Raw genomic sequence first — 23,585 nt, forward strand, 5'->3', positions numbered from 1 at the left:
TCACGACAAATCATTGACAGCCCGGTGATGCGGTGGTTACAAACCAGGGGCGGGGGGATCCGGCGAGACGACGCACGGAGGTTACCGATGAAGTGGACAGCAGGGCTGGCCGTCGTGGCCGCGCTGGGGTTCTCCGCCCTGACCGGCTGTTCGAGCGGTCCGGCCGGGCAGGACGGCGGGCCTCCGGCGGCGGCCCCGCCCCCGGCGGCCAAGGCGGCCACCTTCGCCGTCATCACCCACGCGGGTTCGGGAGACGCCTTCTGGGACGTGGTCAAGAACGGCGCCGAGGCCGCGGCCAGGCGGTACGGCGTCACGGTGAACTACCAGGGCGACGGCGACCCGGCGCGGCAGTCGCAGCTCATCGACCAGGCCGTGAGCCAGAAGGTCGACGGCCTCGTGGTCTCCATGGCCAACCCGGACGCGCTGAAGGAGGCCGTGGGCAAGGCAGTGGCCGCCAGGATCCCGGTGATCACCATCAACTCCGGCGGGGACAGGTCCCGGGAGTTCGGCGCGATCACCCATGTCGGCCAGTCCGAGGACGTGGCCGGGCGCGGCGCGGGGGAGAAACTCAGGGCCGAGGGGGTCACCAAGCTGCTCTGCGTGATCCACGAGGCCGGGAACGTGGGCCTCGACCAGCGCTGCAAGGGCGCCACCGAAGGCCTGGGCGGCACGGTGGAGAGGCTCCAGGTGGACGTGGGCAACCTCGCCGACGCCACCTCCAAGATCAAGGCCAGGCTCCAGTCGGACACCTCCGTCAACGGCGTGCTCACCCTGAACCCCGCCGTGGCCGTCGCCGCCCGTGACGCGATCGCCGACGGCGGCTCCAAGGCCCGGCTCGCCACCTTCGACCTGTCGGCCGACGTGGTCGCCGCCGTCAAGGACGGCGAGATCCTGTTCGCGGTCGACCAGCAGCAGTACCTCCAGGGCTGGCTGCCGATCACCTTCCTGACGCTCTACCGCGACAACCTCAACACCGTCGGCGGCGGCCTGCCGGTCAACACCGGCCCCGGCTTCGTCACCAAGGACAACGCCGGGCAGGTGGCCGACCTGGCCCAGAGCGGCACCCGGTGACGGTGGCCGACGAGCGGCTCGCGCGGACGGGGGCGGCCCGGCGGCTCCTGGTCCGGCCGGAGCTCGGCGCGGTGGTCGGCGCGGTCGCGGTCTTCGCGTTCTTCGCGAGCCAGTCGGCCACGTTCCGCTCGATCGAGGGCGTGGCCAACTGGCTCGACCCGGCCTCCACCCTCGGCATCATGGCGGTGGCGATCGCGCTGCTGATGATCGGCGGTGAGTTCGACCTGTCGGCCGGGGTGCTCACCGGCACCACCGGCCTGATCATGGTCATCCTCGCGACCCGGTACGGCTTCCCGGTCTGGACGGCGATGCTCGTCGCCCTCGCGGCGGCCCTGCTGGTCGGCTTCCTGAACGGGCTGATCGTGGTCCGCACCAGGCTGCCGAGCTTCATCGTCACGCTCGGCACGTTCCTGATGCTGCAGGGCGTCAACCTGGGCGTCACCAAGGCCCTGACCGGGACCGTCCAGGTCGGCGGGCTGCGCGGGGCCGAGGGGTACGAGAGCGCGCGGGCCGTGCTGGCCGGGACCGTCTCGGCCGGCGGGACCGACTTCCGGGTGGCCATTCTCTGGTGGCTGGGCGTCACCGCGCTGGCGACCTGGGTGCTCATGCGGACCAGGGCCGGAAACCGGATCTTCGCGGTGGGCGGCGACGCCCAGGCCGCCCGCGCCGCCGGAGTGCCCGCCGAACGGACGAAGATCGCACTGTTCATGACGACGGCGGTGGCCGCCTGGCTGGTCGGCTCCATCCTGGCGCTCCGCTTCACCTCGGTGCAGGCCAACTCGGGCATCGGGCAGGAGTTCGTCTACATCATCGCGGCGGTGATCGGCGGCTGCCTGCTGACCGGCGGGTACGGCTCCGCGATCGGTGCCGCGATCGGTGCCGTGATCTTCGGCATGGCGGACAAGGGCATCGTGTTCGCCGGCTGGGACGCCGACTGGTTCACGTTCTTCCTCGGCGCCATGCTGCTGCTGGCGACCCTCGCCAACCGATTGGTGCGCCGCTACGCGGAGGAGGTGAGGCGTTGACCGGAACCGACGGCGTCCCCGCGGACGCCGCCCGTGGACGGCCCTCGCCCGGAGGGCCGGGGCCGGAGGTCGCGGAGCCGCCCCCAGGCGCGGGGGCGGCACGGGCGGCGGAGGCCGCTCCCCCTCTGCTGGAGGTCCGTGCCGTGGGCAAGACGTTCGGGGGTGTGATCGCCCTGCGGGACGTCTCCACGCGGGTGTGCGAGGGGGAGGTGACCTGCGTCCTCGGCGACAACGGCGCCGGCAAGTCCACGCTGATCAAGATCCTGTCGGGCATGCACGCGCCCGACTCGGGGGAGTATCTGCTCGACGGCGCGCCCGCCGCCTTCACCAGCCCCCGCGACGCCATGGACCGGGGCATAGCGACGGTCTACCAGGATCTGGCGATGATCCCGCTGATGTCGGTCTGGCGGAACTTCTTCCTCGGCTCCGAGCCCGTGCTCGGCCGGGGGCCGTTCCGCCGCTTCGACGTGGCCGGGGCCAGGCGCGTGGTCCGCGAGGAGCTGCGCTCCATGGGCATCGACATCCGTGACGTCGACCAGCCGATGGGCACCCTGTCCGGCGGCGAGCGCCAGTCGGTGGCCATCGCCCGCGCCGTCCACTTCGGCGCCCGCGTGCTCATCCTGGACGAGCCGACCTCCGCCCTGGGCGTCAAACAGGCCGGGGTGGTGCTCCGCTACATCGCCCAGGCCCGCGACCGGGGGCTGGGGGTCGTCTTCATCACCCACAACCCCCACCACGCCTACCCGATCGGCGACCGGTTCCTGCTGCTCAACCGGGGCACCAGCCTCGGCGAGTACGGCAAGGCCGGCATCACCCGCGAGGAGCTGACCTCCCTGATGGCGGGCGGAGCCGAGCTGGAGAGGCTCGCCCACGAGCTGGACCGGGGCGAGCCGCCGGGCTGAGCGCGGGGCCGGAGGTCATCGGGGAAACAGCTCGAAGGTGACCGCGGGCCGGCCGCCGAAGCGGGCGCCCGCTTCGACGGCGGCCTGCTCCGCGAAGGCACGGCAGTAGCTCTCGGGGTCCTCGTCGGTGAGCGCCGCGATGTAGGTCCGGTGCTCCAGGAGGGAGCGCACCGCCCGGTCCAGCGCGCCGGTGACGTCCACCGCGTGGGTCGGCAGGGGGGAGGCGGCGACGGCCACCCACCGCACGCCGTCCCAGGGGAGGAGCCCGTCGTCGGCGAGCTCGGGGAAGATCCACCGGTTCCCCGCGTCGGCTGCGGCGTCCAGCGCGGCCCGGCCCACCGCCCGGTGGTCGGAGGTGTTCCAGGTGGTGTCGCCCCAGGTGTCGTGGTGGTTCATGGTCACCACCAGCTCCGGCCGGTGGCGCCGGATGGCCCCGGCCAGGTCCCTGCGGAGGGCCGGGCCGTACTCGATCACCCCGTCCCGATGGTCGAGGAACTCCACCGTCGTCACCCCCACCACCGCGGCGCCGGCCCGCTGCTCCTGCTCGCGCAGGGGCGCGGCCTCGACCGGTTCCAGGGAGTCGATCCCGGCCTCGCCCCGCGTTACCAGCAGGTAGGAGACCTCCTTGCCCTCGTCGCCCCAGGCGGCGACCGCCGCCGCGGCGCCGTACTCCAGATCGTCGGGATGGGCCACGATCGCCAGGGCCCGCTGCCAGTCAGTGGGCATCGCCTGGAGCTGCTCGGACATACGGCCTCCTAGTATCGATCTACTTTGTAAAGGACATGGACCGGTTCGGCATACCCATAACGTGAGAAGACAACCACTCTGCAAGGGAGACGTGAAAAGTGGCACGCGAAGCCGTCTGGGCGGTCATCACCGCGATGTACGACGCGTACCGGCGCGGTGACCGGGCCGGGATCGACCGGCTGCTGCACCCCGAGGCGACGATCTGGGACTCGGTGGACCCCGTCCTGATCACCAGCACGGCGCAGCTGGACAAGGTCCGCGACGCCCGGCCCGCCGACGGCCCGCGGGAGACCGGGGTGGCCGCCGGCGACGAGGTCGTCGACGTCTGGGGGGAGACGGCGCTGGCCCGCTACCTGCTCCGGGTGGACTTCGCCGAAGGGGAGCCGGAGATCGTGCGGACCACCGCGGTGCTGCGGCTGGTCGAGGGGGAGTGGCTCATCGTGCACATCCATGAGAACACGATCTGACCTGCGGATATCCTGAGAGGACAGGGCCGGGTGCACGCCCGGTGCGGAGCCGGGCGGGCGGAGTGCACAGTTCCTCCGGAGGGGGCGGGATCTATGGTGCGGCAAGACTTCGCGCCCCCCTCCCGAGGAGCTCCATGACCGCCACCGAAACCAGGACGCTGCCCATCGGCGACGCGTTCGACCGGATGCCGTTCACCCGCAGGCACGTTCTGATCGCGCTGGCGCTGTTCGTCGCGTTCGTCATCGAGTCCTGGGAGCAGCTCGCCCTCATCTACGTGTCCGCGGACCTCGGCACGGCCTTCGGCCTCGACGAGGGCGGGATCGGGCTGGTGCTGTCGGCCGTCGCGTTCGGCATGATCCCCGGCGCGCTGATCTGGGGGCCGGTCGCCGACCGGATCGGCCGCCGGCCCGCCTGCGTCTGGTCCCTGGCCGCCTACGGGGTGATCGCGCTGGCCTCGGCGTTCGCGCCGAACGTCGAGACCCTCGTGGCGCTGCGAGTGGCCTCCGGGCTCGCGCTGGCGGGCGTCTACACCGTCACCTTCCCCTACTTCCTGGAGCTGCTGCCCACCAGGAGCAGGGGCAGGGCGGCGGTCTACCTGTCGATCGGCTGGCCGATCGGCATGCTGGCCGCCATCGGCGCCTCGGTCTGGCTGGGCGACCTCGGCTGGCACGTGGTCGTCATCGCCAGCGCGGTGGCGGGCCTGTGGGCGTTCGCGATCAGGGCCTGGGTGCCCGAGTCGCCCTACTGGCTGGCCGCGAGGGGCCGCCAGGACGAGGCCCGGGCGGTGCTGCGCCGGCTGGGCAGCCCCGACGCCGACGCGGTCTTCACGGTCGCCACCGAGCGCGCCGGTCACCCGCTGGACCTGCTGCGCGGCAGGCTCCGCAGGATCACGGTGCTGATGCTGCTGCTGAACTTCGCCTTCAACTGGGGCTACTGGGGCCTGCAGACCTGGCTGCCCACGCTGCTGCAGGAGAAGGGGCTGAGCATGGACGCGAGCCTCGGCTTCGCGGCGCTCAGCGCCCTCATGATGATCCCGGGCTACGTCAGCGCGTCGCTGCTCACCGGCCGTTTCGGCCGCAAGAAGGTCTTCCTGGTCTACGTGGTGGCCGCGGCCCTCGGCGGGCTGGGCTTCGCCACCGCGTCCACGATGACCGGCCTCTACGTGGGCAACTTCGTCCTGTCGTTCTTCAGCCTGGGCGCCTGGGGCGTGTGGAACACCTGGAACGGCGAGTTCTACCCGACCGCGCTGCGCGGCACCGGCTACTCCTGGGCGACCGCCTCCCAGCTCGTGGCCACCACCGTCGCCCCGTCGGCGGTGGGGATGCTGCTCGCCCACGCCACCGGCTTCACCGCGACCATGCTGGTGATCAACGCGTTCATGGTGGTGACGGCGCTGCTGGCCGTACCGCTGCCGGAGACCGAGGGGCGCGGCCTGGAATGATCCTCGGCGTCGATCTCGGATGGCACGCGCCGGTGGTGGCGGCCGTCCGGGACGGTGCCCTGACGGAGGCGGGAGCGGCGGTCAGGGCGGTGTCGGTCGCGGTGGACCTGGACACCGTACGGCGGGCACGGGTCGCGGCGATCAGGGTCGCCGGGCCGTGCCCGCCGGGGCTCGGCCCCCTGGCGGGCTGGCCGGACGGCTCGGGGGTGGGGAAGGTCGTCCGGGGCGGCCACAGCCTCACCGGGCGGCCGATCGCCGAGCTGGACGCCGCCGCGGTGGCCCGGTTCGCCGCCGGGTGCGGCCTGACGGACTTCGCGGTGACCGCGACCGGGTCGCCGGGGCTGCCCGACCACGAGCTGGCCGTCGCCGAGATCATCACGGCCGAGGTGCCCGGGGCGCGGATCACCCTGTCGTACGAGTTCGGCCGGGCCGGGCTGCGGGAGAGGGAGAACAGCGCGATCCTGAACGCGGCGCTCGGTCCGGAGGCGGACCGGATCGCGGGCCGGGTCGCCGCCGGGGTGGCCCGCGACCTGCCGGGGACGCCGCTGTTCTTCGCCAGGACCGGGACGGGCCTGGTCTCGGCCCACTACTTCCGCCGCTACCCGCTGGTCTGCTACCTGGGCGCCTTCACCTGCGCGCTGCGCGGCGGCGCGGCGCTGGCCGGGCTGGGCGACACCGCGGTCCAGGAGCGGGGGAGGACGGTGCGTACCGGCCTCGTGGCCGGAGGAGTACCCAGGACCGGGGGACGGCGCGGCGCGGACGTCCCGGTCAACGTGCCGCTGCCGATGCTCGTGTCGGCTCCGGGGGGCGTCGCGGTGGGGCCCTTCGCACGGGAGGCGGGGCCGGGCTGGCAGGTGCCGGAGCGGGCGGAGCTGGCCGTGGCCTACGGGGCGGCGCTGGCCGGGCCCGCCGCCGAGGTGGAGCGGATCGTGCACGCCCGGGGCCGGGCCGAGCTCGACCGGGCGATCGACGACGCCCGCGACGAGGCGCTGACGCGCGTGGTGAGCGCCGGGGCGGTCCCCGGATCCGCCCGCGTCGCCACCACGGTCGTCAACCCGCTCTCCTACCTGCCCGACGGTCTCTACCGGGTCCAGGTCAAGGCGGAGGGGACGGCTCCGTGAGCCGCCTCCGGGACGGGGCCGGAGGGGATCCCCGAGTGATCGGCCCCGATTCGCTCGGCGCCTTCGCCGCCGGGTCGCGGCTGTTCGCCACCGGCGCGGCCGACTCGTCCTTCCAGGTCGCGCTCGACTGGGCCGGATCGGTGCTCGGCGCCGGGGTGCCGGTGGTCGGCGCGGACGCGCTGCCGCCGGAGACGCTCTCCGTCGCGATCAGCCTCTACGGTTCCACCACGGCCCTCGGTGAGCAGCTGCCCGGCGGGGACGAGCCCCGGCGGGTGGTCCACGCGCTGGAGCGGCGGCTCGGCCGGAAGGCGGGCGCGGTCGTGGCGCTCAACCTCGCCGCGGAGAACGCGCTGCTCCCGGTGATCACCGCGGCGCTGCTGGACGTGCCGCTGGTGGACGGCGACGGCACCGGGCGGGTGTTCCCGCTGATCGAGCAGACCACCTTCACGCTGGGCGGGGTCGCCGCCACGCCGCTCGAACTCGCCGGTCCCACCGGGGACCTGGTGGGGCTGGACACCGAGCCCGACCGGGTGGAGGAGCTGGCGCGCCCCCTGGTCCTGGCCCTGGGCGGCTGGGCGCTGGCCGCCTGCTACCCGATGCCCGCCGGGGTCCTGTCGCGTGTCCTGGTCCCCGGCACGGTCAGCCGCCTGCTGGCGGCCGGCGTCCCGGGAGCGCCGCGCTCCCTGGCCGCGCCGTACGGCGTGCGGACCCTGTGCCGGGGCCGGATCACCGAGGTGGGGGGCAGCACCGGGTACGTCAGGGACCTGTCGGCGCCGCCGCTGCCGTCGCTGCCGTCCAGCATCGTGGTCCAGGAGAGCGAGGGGCTGGGCAGGCTGGTCCGGCTGGAGGCGCACAACGAGATCGTTCTGGCGCTGGCCGACGGCGCGGTGGCGGCCATGGCGCCCGACCAGATCTGCATGATCTCGGCACTGGACGGGGTGGTGGTGGACGTCGACAAGGCGTATCCGGGTCTGGAGGTGGAGGTCATGGTGGTGAGGGCCGCGCCCGCGTGGCACACCGGGCGGGGCAGGGCGCTGGGCGGGCTGAGGGCGTTCGGGGTGCCGTTGTGAGGCGGGACGGGCGGCCGGGGGAGAGATGATGACCGACTTGAGGGGGCGTGCGGGGTGGGCCACGCCGGTCACGGTGGCCGAGCTGGTCAACGCCGGCCCGCTGGCCGGGGCTCGGATGTACGGCACGGGGGAGAACCCGGTCCGCCAGGTCCGGATCGTCGACGACCTGGCGGTGTTCGGGTCGGTGGTCCCGCACACGGCGGTGGTGCTGATCGGGGCCGCGGCCGGCGGCGGCTGGGCGGTGGAGATGGCCATGCGCCGGGCGTGGGAGCAGGCCGCCGCGTGCGTGATCGCCTCCTCGGCGGGCGGGGGCGCGGGGTCCGGTGAGGTGCTGGCCGAACGGCTCGGCGTCACGTTGATCGTCGTTGACGAGGACCCGCTGGTGACGGCGGTGCGGGTGGCGTCGGCGGCGGCCCGTCCGGAGGCGGCCAGGACCCAGCTGGTGGCCCGCTGCGCGACCAGGCTGGCGGAGGCGGGATCGTCGGCCCGGCGGGTCCTCGGCGTGCTCAACGCCGAGCTGTCCGGGACCGCCGTGGCCTTCCTGGACCCGTACGGCTCGCACCTGGCGGGCCGTCGCGGCCAGGGGCACTCCCTGGCGGAGGTGGAGGTGCCCGACGCGGAGGGCAGGCCGCTGGGGGTGCTCGTGGCCTACGGCTCCTTCCGCTCGCCGGGCTGGCCGTCCGTGGTGAGCGCCGTCCTGGCCCTGGCGGCCGCCCCGCTGGCCGCGTGGGCCGCCACCGGACGCCTGGCCGCCGAGCGGGACACGGCGCTCCAGTCGGCCCTCGCCGCGCGGCTGCTGGCCCGGGCCACGCGGCCGGGGGCCTTCACGGAGCCCGCCGGTGCGCCGGAGGCCGCCCCGGCGGGCGGCGGCCCGGCCGGTGCGGCGGCGGAGGAGGGGGCGGACGGAGTGCTCGGGCGGGCGGTCGCCCTGGGCTGGCCGGTCACCGGTCCGCTCACCGGCTACGCCGTCCGGCCCTTCGACGACGGGTGGGAAGGGGCAGGGGTGATCGGGCCGGTCATCGCCGCCTCCCTGGGGCCCGGTCCCGTGCTGCGCCGCGGCGGGAGCTGGGCGGGCTGGTCGGGGCTGCCGCCGGACCGGCTCGCCGGACGCCTGGCCGAGTGCCTGCGGGCCCTGCCCGCGCCCTGCTCGGCGGGCGTCGGCGCCCAGGCGGCCGACCTGAGCGGTATGGAGGAGTCGCTGCTCGGGGCGGAGGCCGCCGCCCTCGTCTCCCCGGCGGGCGTGGTCGCCCGCGCCGACCGGCTGGGCCCGGCCAGGCTGCTGGCCGCGCTGCCCTCCGGAGTCCTCCGCGCCCAGGCGCGGGTGATCCTCGGGCCGCTGCTGGCGGTGGACCGGGAGGGGACGCTGCTGGAGACCCTGGCCGCCGTCCTGGACGAGGGAGGGGCCTCGCGGGCGGCCGATCGCCTCGGCGTCCACCGCAACACCGTTACCACCCGCCTCGACCGGATCCGCGCGGCCGGGTTCGACGTCGACGACCCGGCGACCCGGCTCGCCCTGCACCTGGCCTGCCACGTGCTGCGCTGACCTCCTCGGAGCGGCCGTGAGGGTGGGGCGGCGCCGGCCGGTTCCCGCCACGCCGGCAGTGCCGAAAACTTTATCTGTCTTGACAGGAAAACTCTCCATTGAGATCGTTGGGGCATGCTGGACGTGGCGGTGATCGAGGATCCGGTGGAGCCGGTCGAGGAGCGGCGCGAGGGCGACCCGGCCGGGCGGCCGGAGGCGGGCGCGATCACCGCGTGACCGTCGCGGCCCGTCCCGCCGCCACGATCGAGACGGACACGAGTACGGCGAAGGAGTTCCGAAGGTGCCGCGCGAATTCGAGATCCATCGGGAGGCCGAGCTCGGCACGGCCCCGGAGCAGGTGTGGGAGGCGATCGCCACCGGCCCGGGGGTCGACTCCTGGTTCGTGGGGCGCAGCCATGTCGAGCCCGCCGAGGGCGGCGCGGTCCGCACGGACATGGGGAACGGCCATGTCCAGGAGTCCGTCGTGACCGCGTGGAACCCGCTGAAGCAGTTCGCCTACCGCAGCGACGGCGAGAACGGGAGATTCGTCGCGTTCGAATACCTCATCGAGGGACGCGGCAGGGGCAGCACCGTCCTGCGGACCGTGGCCAGCGGTTTCCTGCCCGGCGACGACTGGGAGGCGGAGTACGACGCCATGACCAAGGGCGGGGAGATGTACTTCCGCACGCTGGTCGAGCGCCTCACGCACTTCCCCGGCCGGGCCGCGTCGTCCTTCACCGTGTTCGGACCGCCGGTGGCCGGCTGGGAGCGGACGCGGGCGGCGCTCGTCGGCGCGCTCGGGCTGAGCGACCCGGTCACCGAAGGCGACCGGGTCCGCTTCACCCCGGACGGGCTCGCGCCGGTCGAGGGCGTCGTGTACGCCGTCAACCCCGACACCCTGGGCGTGCGCACGGGCGACGCGATGTACCGGTTCCTGCGCGCCTTCCGGGGCGGGCTGATGATCGGCCACCACATCTTCTCCGACGGGGCGGACATCGAGGAGACCGAGCGGGCCTGGCGGGCCTGGCTCACCCGGCTGCCCGTCTGACAGCGCATCCGCCACCGGCCGCCCGTCCGGCAGCCAGCGCGCACATCCGCCACCGGCCGCCTGCCGGGCGGACAGCGCGCGCACCCGTCACCAGGACTCCCGGGAGCCGCCGTGCGGGAGATCGTCGCGGGTCTTCTCAGGCCGCCGGACGGCGTCGGGGAGGCGCCGCGAGCGCGGCGCCTCCCCTGCCTCCCCGCTTCGACTACCTCACCGGCGGGACGGGCGCGGCGGCCGGGCCGACCTGAGCGCGACCCGGCGGCGTGACCATGCCCTCGGCGAGGTCGCGGGCGAGGGCCGGAGCGTCCCGGAGCTCCGCGGGACCGTACCCGCCGCCGCCGCCGGACTCGCAGCGCAGCACGTCCCCCTTGCGGACCGCGAGGGCGTTGACCTTGAGCATCTCGCGCTCGCCCGGCCTGCCCGGGTTGAGGGTCACCCGGGGCGGGGCCCCGGCGCCGCCCCCGGCCAGGCCCCAGGCGGGCGTGACCGAGCGCTCGAACCACAGCGACAGCGAGGTGTCCCCGCTGAACTCGTACTCCCGCACGACACCGTTGCCGCCACGCCACCGCCCGGCGCCGCCGGTGCCGGGCCGGATCTCGTAGCGGGTCACGCGGACCGGGAAGAGGGTCTCCAGCACCTCGATCGGCATGTCGCGCAGGGAGCCGTTGACGCTGTTGATCAGGCAGGTCTCGCCGTCGCCGCCGTCCCAGGCCCCCCAGCCGCCGACGGTCGCCTCCTGGGAGACGTACAGCTTGCCGGTGCGCGGGTCCACCCCGGACATCTGGACGATGAGGGAGTCGCCGTAGCTGGCCGCCGCGGCCTTGCCGGGCAGCGCCGGGGCGAGGGCCCTGACCACCAGGTCGATGACCAGTCCCAGATGGGAGTAGTAGTACTGGCAGGCGGCGGGCGCCTCGGCGGCGAGCATCGAACCGGGCCGGGTCGCCACCGAGAGCGGCCGGAAGGACCCTCCGTTGAGCGGCACCTCACCGCTGACCAGGAGCTTGTAGGCGACCCGGACGGCGGCCACGGCCTGGGCGGCGCCGCAGTTGACCGGCCCGGTGGCCTGGTCGGCGCAGTCGGTGAGGTCCACCGTGACGCTCTCGCCGGCCACGGTCACGGTCACGTTCACCGGCAGCGGGGTGGCCAGGTCGATGCCGTCGTTGTCCAGGAACCCCCCGGCCCGGTAGACCCCGTCGGGGACGGCGGCGATCGCGGCCCGCTCCAGCTGCTCGGTCTGCGCGAAGATCTCGTCCCTGGCGGCCGTCACCGTGTCGAGGCCCCAGCGGGAGACGATCTCGGCCAGGCGGCGCCGCCCGGTCGTCACGCAGGCCACCTGGGCCCGCATGTCGCCGAGGGTGGCGTGGGGGAACCGCACGTTGCGGGCGATCACCTCGTGCAGGTCCGCGCGGGGCTCGCCGCCCTCGTAGATCCTGACCGGGCCCAGGCGCAGCCCCTCCTGGAAGATCGAGGTGGAGTCCATCGACCCGCCCGGGTCCTTGGACCCCATGTCCAGCCAGTGCGCGCGGGACGCGGCGAAGCCGGCCAGCTCGCCGTCGACGAAGATCGGCCCGTAGACGGTGACGTCGTTGAGGTGGGTGCCGCCGATGTAGGAGTCGTTGAGCACCCACACGTCGCCCTCCCGCCACACCTGGCGGCCGTGCAGGCGCTCGGTCTCGCGGGTGCAGACCTCCAGGTTGCCCAGGAAGATCGGCAGGCCGGAGGACTGGCCGAGCACGTTGTGGTCGCGGTCGAGCAGGGCGACCGCGCAGTCCTTCGCCTCGTAGATCACCGGAGTGTAGGAGGACCTGATCAGCGTGGTGTTCATGTCCTCGGCCGCCTGCAGCAGCGCGCATCGGATGATCTCCGTGGTCACCGGGTCGATCACTTGACTCCTCCCACCTTGATGATCAGAAAGCCGTTGCCGTCCACCGAGGCCACGCAGCCCGGCGGGATCACCGTGGTCGCCGTCTCCTCGACGACGATCGCCGGACCGGTGAGCTCGCCCTCCAGCGCGCCGCGGCGCAGCACGGGGGTGGGGTGCGCCTCGCCGTCGAAGATCACTTCTCGTACGGTCCGCGTCCCCTCGTCCGGCTGGGCGGCGTGGGTGGCGGCGGTCCGGGGGAAGACGCCGAAACCGGTGCTGCGGAGCGTCACGAACTCCACCGGCGCCTCGGGGGTGGCGTGGCCGTACCGCTTGGTGTGCGCGTCGGCGTAGCGGGCCGCGATCCGCTCCGGGAAGCCGGGCGTGCCCGGCTCCGCGGCGTCCCGCAGGGGAACGGTCAGGGTGTAGTCCTGGCCCTCGTAGCGCATGTCCACCGCGTGCTCGATCCGCATCCGGCCGCCGGCCACGCCCTGCCCGGCCAGCTCCTCCAGCGCCTGGTCCTGCAGGTCCTTCAGCCGGGACGCCATGTCGGCGCCGTCCAGCTCCCCGCCCGAGCGGAAGTACGGATGGCTCAGGTCGCGGCGGACGTCGGCCTCCAGCATGCCCCAGGCCGAGAACGCGCCGGGGAAGCGGGGGACGACCACCTCGGAGATGCCGAGCTCGCGGGCGATGAAGACCGCGTGCATGGCGCCCGCGCCGCCGAAGGCGACCAGGGCGAACTCGCGCGGCTCGACCCCGTGCTCCACGGTGAGGGTCCGGATGGCCTGGGCCATCTTGGCGTTGGCCACGCTGCAGATGCCCTCGGCGATCTGGAGCGTCTCCAGGCGGAGCTCGCGCCCCAGGTCGGCCACGGCCGTGTGGGCGGCATGGACGTCCAGGGACATCAGCCCGCCGGCGAACCAGGACGGGTCCACCCTGCCGAGCACCACGTTGGCGTCGGTGACGGTCGGCCGGACGCCGCCCCGGCCGTAGCAGGCCGGTCCGGGCACGGCTCCTGCCGACTCGGGGCCGACCCGCAGCGCACCGGCCTCGGCGTAGGCGATCGAGCCGCCGCCGGCGCCGATCGTGTGGAGGTTCACGATCGGCATCAGCACGGGGAAGCCCTCGACACGCGCCTCGGTGCTGATGTCGGGCCTGCCGTCGACCACCAGGGACACGTCGAAGGAGGTGCCTCCCATGTCCACGCAGATGGCGTTGGGCCGGCCCAGGAGCCGGGCCGCCGCGACGCCGCCCATGGTGCCGCCGACCGGGCCGGACAGCAGGGTCTGCAGCGGGCGCCGCATCGCGTGGGAGGCGTTGACCAGGCCTCCGGAGGACTGCATGACGTGCACCGGGACGGTCAGGCCCCGCTCGGCGAACCGCTCCTCGATCCCGGCGAGGTAACGGCGGACCACCGGTCCGGTGTAGGCCTCCAGCACGGCGGAGGACGTCCGCTCGTACTCGCGCCATTCGCGGGCCACCTCGTGGGAGAGGACGACGAGGGTGTCCTCGCCCAGCTCCTCGGCCAGGATCTCGCCCGCGCGGATCTCGTGGGCGGGGTTGACGTAGCTGAACAGCAGGCAGACCGCGACCGCGTCGAAGCTCTCGCCGCGGGCCCGCCGGGCCGCGGCCCTGACCGCGCCCTCGTCCAGGGGGACGAGTTCCTCGCCGCGCCAGTCCAGCCGTCCGGCGACCTCCGTCACGTCCGAGCGGGGCACCAGCGGCTCGGGCTTGCGGTAGCGCAGGTCGAACATCCGGTCCCGGTTGCCCCGGGCGATCCGGTAGACGTCCCGGGCCCCCTCCCCGGTGACCAGCAGCACCCGCGCCCCCTTGCGCTCCAGCAGCGCGTTGAGCCCCTGGGTGGTGCCGTGCACGAAGAAGGAGATCTCGGAGGGGTCGTCCACGACCCGGCCGAGCGCGGAGAACACGCCGTCGGCGAGGTTTCCCGGTGTGGTCGGCGCCTTCGAGGCCACCACGCGGCCGGTCCGTTCGTCGTAGCGGACGACGTCGGTGAAGGTACCGCCGATGTCCATGGCGGTTCGGAAGCTCATGTGCCGAAGGTATGCGAGGGTGATCTCCCGTTCCTGGGCGCTCCGCACAGCCCGGACCGTCCAGCCGGGCGATCCGCACTCGCCGGTAGCCTGTCCGGATGGCTGCGCCGTACCTCACGCTGGAAGACGTCGTCGAGCACGAGATCGAGATCAAGCGGTCACGGTTCGTCTGCGCGATCGCCCCGGTGGTCTCGGAGGAGGCGGCCAGGCGGTTCGTGGCCGAGCGCAGGCGGCTGTACGGCGACGCCACGCACAACTGCTCCGCCTACGTGATCGGCGGTGACCGGCTGGTCCAGAAGGCCGACGACGACGGGGAGCCCGGTGGCACCGCCGGTACCCCGATGCTGGAGACGCTGCTGCGCCGCGGGCTCGGCGACGTGGTGGCGGTGGTCACGCGCTACTTCGGCGGGGTGAAGCTGGGCGCGGGCGGCCTCGTCCGGGCCTACGGCTCATCGGTCGGCAAGACGCTGGACCTCACGTCCCTGGTCGAGATGGTGCCCGCCAGGGTCATGTCGGTGACCGTGGACCACGTCCTGGCCGGGCGGTTGGAGAACGACCTGCGCATCTCGCCGTACGAGGTCAGGGAGGTCGTCTACGGCGCCGAGGTCGGCTTCCGGATCGCGGTGCGGGAGGCCGACCTGGCCGCCTTCCCCGGCTGGGTCGCCACGCTGACGGCCGGCCGGGCGGAGGTCGGGACAGGAGAGACGGTCTATCTCAGGAGTGCCTGACCGGTGTGCGCCGGTGTCCCGCGCCCGGTGGCGAAAACTGTGGGATAGATCACAGGCGATTGCGGAACTTCGCCGCTGACCAGCGGACGCGCCCCGCCCGCCCCGCGCCGGGGCCCGATCTCCGCCCCGCCCCGCCGCTCTCGTCCCGACGGCCGACAGGGGGCCTGACGTGCGGGAATCCCCGAATTCGCCGATCACCCACGCGGCCGGCCCGGCCGTCGCGGGCACCCGGCGGGGACCTGAGGTTTTCCCCACCCCGCGCACTGGGGTGCGTGCGGGGCAAGCTCGATGGTCGCCCTCATTCTCGGCATATTCAAATTTCTCTAGCCTTATTGCCATGAGTGCAACCAACGTTGACGGAATCGCCGGGTGGGCGATCAACCTTATGGAGACCCTGGGGGCGCCCGGGGCCGGGGTGGCGATCGCGCTCGAGAATCTGTTCCCGCCGCTGCCGAGCGAGGTGATCCTGCCGCTGGCCGGGTTCACCGCGAGCAAGGGGAACATGACCCTGTTCGACGCCATCCTCTGGACCACCCTCGGCTCCGTGATCGGCGCGCTGGCACTCTACGGGATCGGGGCCCTGCTGGGCCGTGAGCGGGTGGTCGCCATCGCGGCGAAGCTGCCGCTGATCAGCGTCTCCGACATCGAGAAGACCGAGGCCTGGTTCGCCAGGCACGGTAAGAAGACGGTCTTCTTCGGCCGGATGATCCCCATCTTCCGCAGCCTCATCTCGATCCCGGCCGGGGTCGAGCGCATGCCGATCTCGATCTTCACCCTCCTCACCACGCTGGGCAGCCTCATCTGGAACACGGCCTTCGTGATGGCCGGATACCTGCTCGGCGAGAACTGGTCGCTGGTCGAGGACTATGCCGGAATCCTGTCCAAGGCCGTGTTGGGCATCGTGGTGCTCGCCGTGGTGATCTTCATCGTGATCCGCCTGATGGACAGGCGCAAGGGCAAGCACCACGCGCAGCGATGAACATGCCGACAAGGGCCCTCCGGTCGCTGGCCGGACTCGCGCTGGGCGTCCCCACGGCCCTCGTCGAGCTGGTCTTCCTCCTGGTCACGGCCCCGCTCCTGGCCTTCCCCCGGGCGCGGCGGCACGTGCTCGCCGCGGCCACGCTGCTGGCCGACGTCGAGGTCCGGCGGCTGGGCCTGCTCGGCGGGGCCGAGGTCTCCGGCTACGACGGGCGGCGGGCGCTGCGTTACGCGGCATGGCGCTGGCCGGTGGGGGTGCTGGGCGGCCTGGTGCTCGCGCTGCTGGTCATCGGAGCCGGTGCCGGAGGACGGCTCGCCTGGCAATGGGGGCGGGGCGAGCGGTTCGACGGCATGGAGCCGACCACGCTGCTCGTGCTCTACATGCTGGTCCTCGGGCTGGTCCTGCTCTTCCTGGAGATCATGGGGCTCGTCGGGCTGGTCGCCCTTGAGCGGCGGGTGGCCCGGTGGGCGCTCGGGCCCAGCGCCACCGAGCTGCTCGAACGCCGCATCACCGAGCTGGCCGAGACCCGCTCGGGCATCGTGGTGGCCGTCGACCAGGAACGCAGGCGCATCGAGCGCGACCTCCACGACGGCGTGCAGCAGCGCCTGGTCGCGCTGGCGATGCTGATCGGCCGGGCCCGCCGGGGCCGCGCGCCGGAACTGCTCGACGAGCTGCTCCGCCAGGCCCACGAGGAGGCCCGGGGGGCGCTGGGCGACCTGCGGGAGGTGGCCTGGCGGGTCTACCCGACCGGCCTGGACTCCCTCGGCCTCAGAGACGCCCTCGCCACCGTCGCCGAGCGTGCCGGGGTGCCGGTCACGGTCCACTACGCTCTTGACGAGCGTCCCGTCGGGCAGGTGGAGACGGCGGCGTACTTCGTGGTCTGCGAGGCCGTCACCAACGCGGCCAAGCACGCGGCGGCCGGTGCGGTCACCGTCGAGATCTTCAAGGAAGGCACGGTGGTCGTCGTGCGGGCACAGGACGACGGGCGCGGCGGCGCCGACCCCTCCGGTGGAGGGCTCTCCGGCCTCGCCCGCCGGGTGGCCGCCCTGGACGGGCGCTTCCACGTCGACAGCCCGTACGGCGGGCCCACCACGATCACCGCGGAGCTCCCATGCGGGTGATCCTGGCCGAGGACTCCACGCTGCTGCGCGAAGGGCTGGTCCGGCTGCTGGTGGAGGAGGGGCACGAGGTCCTGGCCGCGGTCGGCGACGGTACGGCGCTCATCGAGGCGGTGGACGAGCACGGGCCCGACATCGTGGTGGCCGACGTGCGGATGCCGCCGACCCACACCGACGAGGGACTGCGGGCGGTGCTGGAGATCCGCCGCCGCCGGCCCGGCACGCGCGTGCTGGTCCTGTCGCAGTATGTCGAGAAGCACTACGCCACCGAGCTGATGAGCGGCGACGTGGACGGGGTGGGCTACCTGCTCAAGGACCGGGTCGCCCAGATCGGCGACTTCCTCGACGCGCTCGATCGGGTCGGCGCCGGGGGAGCCGCCTTCGACCCCGAGGTGGTGCGGCAGCTCCTCGCCCGCACCACCCACGTCGACCCGCTGAGCCGGCTGACGCCCCGCGAACGCGACGTGCTGGACCACATGGCGCAGGGCTGCACCAACGCCTCCATCGCCGAGCAGCTCGTCGTCTCCCAGAGCGCGGTGGAAAAGCACGTCAACTCCATCTTCGACAAGCTCGGGCTCCTGCACGTCACCGGCTACAGCCGCCGGGTGCTGGCCGTACTGCGCTATCTGGGGTCGTAGGGCCGCCGCTCACCCGCGGCCACACCCCGCGCTCACCGCCACCTGCGGCACCGCCGCCTACGGCACCGGCGCTGCAGGACCGCCGCAGGGGCGTGCGGGACAATAAACTATTCCGGACCTTTTGCCGGTTCTGTGGATTCTCATGGTCGTATGGCGCGAAAAATGTGAATATTACCTGACCTCTTAGATTGAGGAATCTTTTCGAGCTGTACGATATCGATTGAACCAGGTTGCGGGCGGGAAGCCGGACGAGAGGGAATGGCGGCCGGTCGGCCGTCCAGGCCGGAGCCGGTCGGGGAACCGCGCGCCGATATCCCGGATTCTTCGCGTGGCCGCGATTTCATTCCCTGGCTCCACTGATTCCACGGAAACCTTTTGAGCCGCCGGAACCCATCCCCCTGCCAGGCCTGGAGCACGGCGCGTCTCCCACGTTCCGGAAACGGGGTGCCGGTGGGCGGGGAGGATCCCATGGATTCAGCGGAGACGGAAGGCGGCATGTCATGGGTGGATTCCTGCGGGCGGTCGCGTCGGCGACCGCCGCGACGGCGCTCGCCGCGTCGGGATGCGGCAGCAGCGCCGGCTCCCCGGCTCCGCCGGCCGCTCCCACTTCCTCGCCCGCGAGCCCCACTTCCTCCGCCGCGAGCCCTGCGGCCTCTCCCACGACCACGCCGGCCTCTCCGCCGCCGGCCTCCCCGTCCCGGTCGGCACCCAGCGGCAGGCCCCCCGTCACCCCCGAGGAACGGGCGTCCGCCCTGATCCGCCCCTCCGTCATGTACGTGGAGGTGGAGTGGAGGGGATACCTCCGGAACCTGTCGTCCGGGCAGTTCTGGTCGGCAGAGCCCATCAGCTTCCTCGCCGCCTGCACCGGCTTCACCGTGAACCCGGACGGGCACGTCGTCACCGCCGGGCACTGCGTCGACCCCGGCATCGAGGGCGCTTCACGGGCGTTCTTCGACGAGGTGATACGCAAGGAGCAGGAGAAGGGCAACAAGAAGACCAAGGAACAGCTGGACAAGGAGTTCACCGGCAACTGGGTCGTCGAGGGCGAGGTCGCGGGCACGCCGCCGGACATGATCGTCCGCGTCTTCCAGAGCGTCGCCCCCATGGTGAGCCCGACCGACGTGTTCGCCTCTCCAGGTCCCATGGGCGCCCTGCCGAAGTTCGCCCGCGTGGTCTCGTTCGAGCCCACGAGCAAGGGCGACGTCGCGCTGCTGAAGGTCGACGGTGCGGACCTGCCGAGCGTCGAGCTCGCCCCGGAGAGCACGGTCGAGATAGGGACGCCCGTTCTCGCGATCGGTTATCCCGGGTTCGAGCGCCCGATGGAGGACCGCGTGCTGGAGCCGACCAACAAGGACGGAAAGGTGAGCGCGAAAATCACGAGTAAGGGGGTGCCTCTCTACGAGATAAGCGCAGCCATATCGCAGGGCATGAGCGGGGGACCCGCGGTCGAAACAGCCTCGGCGAAGGCCATGGGGCTGCTCACCTTCAAAATCGACAACGAGCAGCAATTCAACTTCGTGGCCCCCTCCTCCCTCATCCGGGAGATCCTCGCCCGCAACGGCGTGAAAAACGAGCAGGGCGCCCTGGACCGGCTGTACCGCGCCGCCCTGGAGGATTACTGGGCCGGCGACTATCCCGCGGCGATGAGGGGATTCGACGCGGTCCTCGTCCGGATGCCCTCGCATCGGCAGGCATGGGAGTACAGGGCCAAGGCGGCCGAGCGGATGGCGGCCCGGCCCGGCCGCCCCGCTCCCTCATGACCCGGCCCTGGCCCCGCCCGCTCAGCCCTCCAGGGCGTACTGCATCACGCGGAGCTTGGCCTGGGCCTCGGCCAGCTCGGCGGCCGGCGCGGAGTCGCCCATGATGCCGCAGCCGGCGAACAGGCGGGCCCGGCGGCCCTCGATCTGGGCGCAGCGCAGCGCGATGCCCCACTCGCCGTCGCCCCGGGCGTCGATCCAGCCGACCGGCCCGGCATAACCGGCGCGGTCCATGCCCTCCAGCTCGCGGATCACGCCGAGCGCCGTCTCGGTGGGCGTCCCGCCGACGGCGGCCGTCGGGTGCATGGCGGCCACCACGTCCAGGACCGAGGCCCCGGCCGACAGGCGCCCGGTCACCGGGCTGGCCAGGTGCTGGACGTTGGACAGGACCAGGAGCTCGGGCTCCTCGGGCACCTTCAGCTCGGAGCAGAGCGGGGCCAGCGCCTCCCGGACCGACTCCACCGCGCAGGTGTGCTCGTAGCGGTCCTTCTCCGAGGCGAACAGGGCGGCGCCGCGCGCCATGTCGTCGGCCTCGTCCGTGCCCCTGGAGGCCGTGCCAGCCAGCACCAGGGACTCGATCGTCTCGCCGGTGTGCCGGACCAGCAGCTCGGGGGTGGCGCCGACCAGGCCGGCGCAGGAGAAGGTGTAGCACCCGGGATAGCGGCGGGCCAGACGTGACAGCAGCAGGCGGACGTCGATCTCCCGCTCCGCCGTGGCGGTCAGGTCGCGGGCGAGCACGGCCTTCTCCAGGCGCCCGGACCTGATCTGCCCGACGGCCCGCGCCACGGCGTGCTCCCATTCGGGAGCGGTCAGGCTGCCGTCGCCGTACCGGATCCTGCCGGGGTCGCGGAGCGGGGTGACCAGGTCGAGCCGCTCCTCGCCGAGGGTGGTCAGCCAGGCGCGGCCGTCGCGGCGGGCCAGGACGACCCGCGGGACGACGAGGACCGAGCCCTGGGCGTCGGGGTCGAAGGTGAAGGAACCGAAGGCGACCGGGCCCGAGCCGGGGACGCCCACGTCGTCGTCGACATGGGCCTCGCCGAAGGTCTCCGACAGCCAGTCACGAGCCCACTCGAAACGCCTGGGGCCGGGTGGCACAGCCACCCGTGCGGCCTCTCCCCAGGCCACCATACCCTCGCCGTGCCTGATCCAGGCGTAGGGGGCGGCCGCGGGAAGTCGCGCGAGCAGGTCGCCGGGGTCGCCGACGAGCGTGGTTCTCACCACGAGGGGACGGTTCAATCCGAGCGCGACACTCACCCGGAACACTCTATGCGGGAAACTGAACGTGTTCGGCGGGCATCCCCCAGTCTGCACAGCCGCCACGCTCTGTCAAGAAAACCAAGGCACTCGGTCAACGGAGAGCGCCACGCTGTCCTGCGGTGATACATCCGAAGCAGACGTGATCGCTCAGCCGGAGGTGCCATGGCCTGCAAGACTGTGACCGCATTCACAGGGATCGTGGCGCTCGCGGCCACCTGTGCGGTCCCCTCGGCCGCGGCGGCCGCCGAGCAGTGGCGCCCGGTGGTGATGGCCGCGGTCGGAGACTCGATCAGTGCCGGGTTCAACGCCTGCGGCTGGTACGTCCCCTGCGTCTCGCGCTCCTGGTCCTCGGGTGACAGCCGGAGCGTCCGGAGCCACTACACGAGGCTGCGCGACCTGGACGACGGCATCGCCGGGCACAACATCACCCTCGCCGTCCCCGGCGCGACCAGCGCCGACCTCGCCGGGCAGATGGCCAGGGCCGTCGCGCAGCGCGCCGACTACGTGACGGTCCTGGTCGGGGCCCAGGACGCGTGCATGTCCGAGGAGCGGCGGATGACCCCGGTGGCGCTCTACCAGAGCCGGGTGACCGAGGCGTTGAGGGTGTTACGGGCCGGCCGGCCCGGCGCCAGGGTGTTCGTGGCGAGCATCCCCGACCTCAAGCGGCTGTGGCGGGTCGGCAGGGACAGCGTGGTGGCGCGCGGCTTCTGGGCGATCGGCCGGATCTGCCCGACCATGCTGGCCAAGCCCACCTCGACCGCCGCTGCCGACCGGGCCCGCCGCGACCGGGTGCGCGGCAGGGTCACCGCCTACAACGCCGTCCTGGCCAGGGCCTGCGCCGCGTACGGCCCGGCCTGCAGGTTCGACGGCAACGCCCTGTTCAACACGCCCTTCACGCTGAGCCACGTCAGCAAATGGGACTTCTTCCACCCCAACGCCGCGGGCCAGGAGCTGATCGCCGAGAAGACCTTCCAGGCGATCAGCGACTGGGCCGAGGAGCCCGTCTGGGAGCTGGAGGCCCGGTCCTGACCGCCGGGCGGCCGGCAACGGGCGACGGGTGGCGCGGTGACCTAGAGCCAGCCGTTGTGCCGGGCGCTGCGGGCGGCCTCGATGCGGTTGCGGGTGCCGGTCTTGCCGATCGCCGCCGACAGGTAGTTGCGGACGGTGCTCTCCGACAGGTGCAGCCGGAGCGAGATGTCGGCGACGGTCGCGCCGTCGGCCGCGGCGGCCAGCACGTCCCGCTCCCGGTCGGTCAGCGGGTTGGGGCCGGTGCTCAGCGCGGCGGCAGCCAGCGCGGGATCGATCACCTTCTCGCCCGCCAGGACCCGGCGGACCGCCGCGGCGAGCTCCTCGACCGGCCCGTCCTTGACCAGGAACCCGGCGGCGCCGGCCTCCATCGCCCGGCGCAGGTAGCCCGGCCTGCCGAAGGTGGTCAGGATCAGCACCCGGCAGTCCGGCAGCCGCTCCCGCAGCTCGGCGGCGGCGTCCAGGCCGTTCATCCCCGGCATCTCGATGTCCAGCAGCGCGACGTCGGGTCGTGCCCGCAGCGCGGCGGGCACGACCTCGTCGCCCGTGCCGACCGTGACCGCGACCTCGATGTCCTCTTCCAGGTTCAGGAGCATGGCCAGCGCGCCGCGCATCATGCCCTGGTCCTCGGCCAGCAGTATTCTGATCATGGAATCGTCACCCTCAGCAGGAAGCCGTCCGCGGCGCTCGTCTCCAGCGTCCCGCCCAGGGCCACGGCCCGTTCGGCCAGGCCGCGCAGTCCGTTGCCGTTGCCGGAGCCGCCGGGTCCCCGGCCGTCGTCGTGGATCTCCAGGATGGCCCCGTCCAACCTGATCTCGCAGGCGCGGGCGCCGCTGTGACGGATGACATTGGTCACCCCCTCTCGTACGGCCCAGCCCATCAGGGCGTCGGCCTCCGGGGCCATCCTCGACTCGGGGACCCTCACCGTGGCGGCGATGCCCGCCTCGGCCAGGGCGGTGCGCGCCGACGCCAGCTCGGCGGCCAGGCCACGGCCGCGGTAGCCGGTGACCGTGGCCCTGACCTCCCTCAGCGCCTGCCTGCCGGCGGTCTCGATGTCGGCCGCCTGCCGCGCCGCGGCCTCCGCGTCGCGGGGGGCCAGACGCCGTACGGCCTCCGCCTTCACCACCATCACCGACAGCGTGTGCCCGAGCAGGTCGTGCAGGTCCCGGGAGAACCGGAGCCGTTCCTCGGCCACCGCGGCGTGGGCCAGCTCCTCGCGGGTCCTGCGGAGCTCGGCGATCATGGAGAACAGCTTCATGACGATGCTCACCACGAGACCGCCGACGGCCGCCCCCCAGAGAGTCATCGAGATGTCCTCCCCGCCGGCCCCCGCGCGCCACATCAGCAGGGCCAGCGTGGCCGTCAGCGCCGTGAGGACGGCGTAGACCGCCCTGCCCCGGACCACGGCCCCGCAGGCGATGGTCATCAGCGTCGTCAGATGGAACCAGCTCTCGGCGAACCGGGTCAGCAGCAGGAAGGTCACCACCACGAGCGCGGCCAGCGCGGCCGCCGCCGTGCGGTGACGGTCACGGAAGGAGAGGGCGACCGACAGCGTGTAGAGGACGACGAAGGCGGCCAGGCAGATCGCGGCAGGGCCGGCCTGCCGGACCAGTCCTTCGGCGAGGTCGCGGGCCGGCGGGTAGGCGAGCAGCAGCCACGGGTAGAACGCGGACTCGCCTGACCGCTCATGCTCGCTCCGCACCGCTCATCTCTATCACGCGCCTTGTCGTGCCGGGCGGCGACCGTGTCCTCGCGCCG

The 23,585-nt window shown here is 73.1% G+C and carries 21 protein-coding genes; 15 read left to right on the forward strand and 6 right to left on the reverse strand.

Features of this window, described 5'->3' with window-relative positions; all coding sequences use genetic code 11:
* Nucleotides 1-87 precede the first annotated feature (87 nt).
* Genes SROS_RS19590 through SROS_RS19600 form a run of 3 tightly spaced genes read left to right on the forward strand, consistent with a single transcriptional unit; the run spans nt 88 to nt 2,998 of the window.
* Nucleotides 88-1,071, forward strand: a complete 984-nt coding sequence (locus SROS_RS19590) for a sugar ABC transporter substrate-binding protein (RefSeq protein WP_012890685.1) — start codon at nt 88-90, stop codon at nt 1,069-1,071.
* Nucleotides 1,068-2,096, forward strand: a complete 1,029-nt coding sequence (locus SROS_RS19595; protein ID WP_012890686.1) for an ABC transporter permease — start codon at nt 1,068-1,070, stop codon at nt 2,094-2,096. The genes SROS_RS19590 and SROS_RS19595 overlap by 4 nt, the downstream gene beginning before the upstream one ends.
* Nucleotides 2,093-2,998, forward strand: coding sequence for an ATP-binding cassette domain-containing protein (locus SROS_RS19600; RefSeq protein ID WP_012890687.1), 906 nt, complete (start codon nt 2,093-2,095; stop codon nt 2,996-2,998). Before SROS_RS19595 ends, SROS_RS19600 begins: the two co-directional genes overlap by 4 nt.
* Before the next feature lie 15 nt (nt 2,999-3,013).
* Here SROS_RS19600 and SROS_RS19605 read toward each other — a convergent pair whose 3' ends face one another.
* Nucleotides 3,014-3,745 carry a PIG-L deacetylase family protein gene (locus tag SROS_RS19605; RefSeq protein WP_012890688.1) on the reverse strand — a complete coding sequence of 244 codons (732 nt, stop codon included), beginning with the start codon at nt 3,743-3,745 and terminating at the stop codon, nt 3,014-3,016.
* Between the two features lie 98 nt (nt 3,746-3,843).
* On the opposite strand from SROS_RS19605, the gene SROS_RS19610 reads away from it, so the two are divergent.
* The 6 genes from SROS_RS19610 to SROS_RS19635 all read left to right on the forward strand — a co-directional run bounded on the left by SROS_RS19610 (nt 3,844) and on the right by SROS_RS19635 (nt 10,415).
* The gene (locus SROS_RS19610) at nt 3,844-4,212 is read left to right on the forward strand and encodes a nuclear transport factor 2 family protein (protein WP_012890689.1); all 369 of its coding nucleotides are present in this window, start codon (nt 3,844-3,846) and stop codon (nt 4,210-4,212) included.
* Between the two features lie 134 nt (nt 4,213-4,346).
* Nucleotides 4,347-5,654 carry an MFS transporter gene (locus SROS_RS19615; protein ID WP_012890690.1) on the forward strand — a complete coding sequence of 436 codons (1,308 nt, stop codon included), beginning with the start codon at nt 4,347-4,349 and terminating at the stop codon, nt 5,652-5,654.
* On the forward strand, nt 5,651-6,775 hold the full coding sequence (locus tag SROS_RS51010) for a hydantoinase (protein WP_012890691.1): 1,125 nt from the start codon (nt 5,651-5,653) through the stop codon (nt 6,773-6,775). The genes SROS_RS19615 and SROS_RS51010 overlap by 4 nt, the downstream gene beginning before the upstream one ends.
* 35 nt (nt 6,776-6,810) lie before the next feature.
* Nucleotides 6,811-7,845 (forward strand): DUF917 domain-containing protein, encoded by a 1,035-nt coding sequence (locus SROS_RS19625; RefSeq protein ID WP_012890692.1) that lies wholly within the window; start codon nt 6,811-6,813, stop codon nt 7,843-7,845.
* A 28-nt stretch (nt 7,846-7,873) separates the two neighbouring features.
* Nucleotides 7,874-9,388 carry a PucR family transcriptional regulator gene (locus SROS_RS19630; protein WP_012890693.1) on the forward strand — a complete coding sequence of 505 codons (1,515 nt, stop codon included), beginning with the start codon at nt 7,874-7,876 and terminating at the stop codon, nt 9,386-9,388.
* A gap of 280 nt (nt 9,389-9,668) precedes the next feature.
* Nucleotides 9,669-10,415, forward strand: coding sequence for an SRPBCC family protein (locus tag SROS_RS19635; RefSeq protein ID WP_012890695.1), 747 nt, complete (start codon nt 9,669-9,671; stop codon nt 10,413-10,415).
* Between the two features lie 202 nt (nt 10,416-10,617).
* Here the strand turns inward: SROS_RS19635 and SROS_RS52190 are convergent, their stop codons facing one another.
* Complete coding sequence (locus tag SROS_RS52190; RefSeq protein ID WP_012890696.1) at nt 10,618-12,297, reverse strand: hydantoinase B/oxoprolinase family protein; 1,680 nt, start codon at nt 12,295-12,297, stop codon at nt 10,618-10,620.
* The gene (locus SROS_RS52195) at nt 12,294-14,324 is read right to left on the reverse strand and encodes a hydantoinase/oxoprolinase family protein (RefSeq protein WP_012890697.1); all 2,031 of its coding nucleotides are present in this window, start codon (nt 14,322-14,324) and stop codon (nt 12,294-12,296) included. Before SROS_RS52195 ends, SROS_RS52190 begins: the two co-directional genes overlap by 4 nt.
* A 98-nt stretch (nt 14,325-14,422) precedes the next feature.
* On the opposite strand from SROS_RS52195, the gene SROS_RS19650 reads away from it, so the two are divergent.
* The 5 genes from SROS_RS19650 to SROS_RS19670 all read left to right on the forward strand — a co-directional run bounded on the left by SROS_RS19650 (nt 14,423) and on the right by SROS_RS19670 (nt 19,547).
* Entirely contained in the window at nt 14,423-15,052 is a 630-nt protein-coding gene (locus SROS_RS19650) for a YigZ family protein (protein ID WP_012890698.1), read from the forward strand.
* 337 nt (nt 15,053-15,389) lie between these two features.
* Nucleotides 15,390-16,031 (forward strand): DedA family protein, encoded by a 642-nt coding sequence (locus SROS_RS19655; protein WP_012890699.1) that lies wholly within the window; start codon nt 15,390-15,392, stop codon nt 16,029-16,031.
* The gene (locus SROS_RS19660) at nt 16,028-17,152 is read left to right on the forward strand and encodes a sensor histidine kinase (protein ID WP_012890700.1); all 1,125 of its coding nucleotides are present in this window, start codon (nt 16,028-16,030) and stop codon (nt 17,150-17,152) included. The genes SROS_RS19655 and SROS_RS19660 overlap by 4 nt, the downstream gene beginning before the upstream one ends.
* Complete coding sequence (locus SROS_RS19665) at nt 17,143-17,787, forward strand: response regulator (protein WP_012890701.1); 645 nt, start codon at nt 17,143-17,145, stop codon at nt 17,785-17,787. Before SROS_RS19660 ends, SROS_RS19665 begins: the two co-directional genes overlap by 10 nt.
* 500 nt (nt 17,788-18,287) lie before the next feature.
* Nucleotides 18,288-19,547: a S1 family peptidase gene (locus SROS_RS19670; protein WP_012890702.1), complete on the forward strand. Its 1,260-nt coding sequence runs from the start codon at nt 18,288-18,290 to the stop codon at nt 19,545-19,547.
* Between the two features lie 21 nt (nt 19,548-19,568).
* Here the strand turns inward: SROS_RS19670 and SROS_RS19675 are convergent, their stop codons facing one another.
* Nucleotides 19,569-20,798 (reverse strand): isochorismate synthase, encoded by a 1,230-nt coding sequence (locus tag SROS_RS19675; RefSeq protein ID WP_043656117.1) that lies wholly within the window; start codon nt 20,796-20,798, stop codon nt 19,569-19,571.
* 180 nt (nt 20,799-20,978) lie between these two features.
* Here SROS_RS19675 and SROS_RS19680 point away from each other — a divergent pair, with 180 nt between their 5' ends.
* Complete coding sequence (locus SROS_RS19680; RefSeq protein WP_245564678.1) at nt 20,979-21,830, forward strand: GDSL-type esterase/lipase family protein; 852 nt, start codon at nt 20,979-20,981, stop codon at nt 21,828-21,830.
* Between the two features lie 41 nt (nt 21,831-21,871).
* On the opposite strand, the gene SROS_RS19685 is transcribed toward SROS_RS19680, so the two are convergent.
* On the reverse strand, nt 21,872-22,477 hold the full coding sequence (locus SROS_RS19685) for a response regulator transcription factor (protein ID WP_012890705.1): 606 nt from the start codon (nt 22,475-22,477) through the stop codon (nt 21,872-21,874).
* Nucleotides 22,474-23,529, reverse strand: a complete 1,056-nt coding sequence (locus SROS_RS19690; protein WP_012890706.1) for a sensor histidine kinase — start codon at nt 23,527-23,529, stop codon at nt 22,474-22,476. Before SROS_RS19690 ends, SROS_RS19685 begins: the two co-directional genes overlap by 4 nt.
* Nucleotides 23,530-23,585 lie beyond the last annotated feature (56 nt).

The organism is Streptosporangium roseum DSM 43021 (genome assembly GCF_000024865.1).
Lineage (GTDB): Bacteria > Actinomycetota > Actinomycetes > Streptosporangiales > Streptosporangiaceae > Streptosporangium > Streptosporangium roseum.

Bases quoted from the DNA above. Each gene is read 5' to 3' on its own strand.
- SROS_RS19670 (WP_012890702.1), top strand. From the start codon at position 18,288: ATGGGTGGATTCCTGCGGGCGGTCGCGTCGGCGACCGCCGCGACGGCG.
- SROS_RS19660 (WP_012890700.1), top strand. From the start codon at position 16,028: ATGAACATGCCGACAAGGGCCCTCCGGTCGCTGGCCGGACTCGCGCTG.
- SROS_RS51010 (WP_012890691.1), top strand. From the start codon at position 5,651: ATGATCCTCGGCGTCGATCTCGGATGGCACGCGCCGGTGGTGGCGGCC.
- SROS_RS19650 (WP_012890698.1), top strand. From the start codon at position 14,423: ATGGCTGCGCCGTACCTCACGCTGGAAGACGTCGTCGAGCACGAGATC.
- SROS_RS19655 (WP_012890699.1), top strand. From the start codon at position 15,390: ATGAGTGCAACCAACGTTGACGGAATCGCCGGGTGGGCGATCAACCTT.
- SROS_RS19605 (WP_012890688.1), bottom strand. From the start codon at position 3,745: ATGTCCGAGCAGCTCCAGGCGATGCCCACTGACTGGCAGCGGGCCCTG.
- SROS_RS19615 (WP_012890690.1), top strand. From the start codon at position 4,347: ATGACCGCCACCGAAACCAGGACGCTGCCCATCGGCGACGCGTTCGAC.
- SROS_RS19590 (WP_012890685.1), top strand. From the start codon at position 88: ATGAAGTGGACAGCAGGGCTGGCCGTCGTGGCCGCGCTGGGGTTCTCC.
- SROS_RS19665 (WP_012890701.1), top strand. From the start codon at position 17,143: ATGCGGGTGATCCTGGCCGAGGACTCCACGCTGCTGCGCGAAGGGCTG.
- SROS_RS19630 (WP_012890693.1), top strand. From the start codon at position 7,874: ATGACCGACTTGAGGGGGCGTGCGGGGTGGGCCACGCCGGTCACGGTG.
- SROS_RS19685 (WP_012890705.1), bottom strand. From the start codon at position 22,477: ATGATCAGAATACTGCTGGCCGAGGACCAGGGCATGATGCGCGGCGCG.
- SROS_RS52195 (WP_012890697.1), bottom strand. From the start codon at position 14,324: ATGAGCTTCCGAACCGCCATGGACATCGGCGGTACCTTCACCGACGTC.